Source organism: Capnocytophaga sp. oral taxon 863 str. F0517 (assembly GCF_000466425.1).
GTDB lineage: Bacteria > Bacteroidota > Bacteroidia > Flavobacteriales > Flavobacteriaceae > Capnocytophaga.
On record NZ_KE992183.1, the window covers coordinates 2,309 to 2,561 of the forward strand.

Consider the following 253-nt stretch of genomic DNA (forward strand, 5'->3'; position numbering starts at 1 on the left):
TGAAAAGTGAAAAATTAATGGTCAATGATTAATGGTTAATGATGCGAATCAATAGTTAAAATAATACACTTTATAAAGTAATCCATTGATATTCAGTATGTTTTTTTCTACATCCCCCCTACCCCCCCTCAAGGGGGGAGTTACGGAGTGGTATCAAGTAAAATGGTGAATAATCGCACTTGAAAGTACTGAATACCAACATGATAGTTCAATATTCAGCTATTCCCCCCTTGAGGGGGGCTAGGGGGATGTA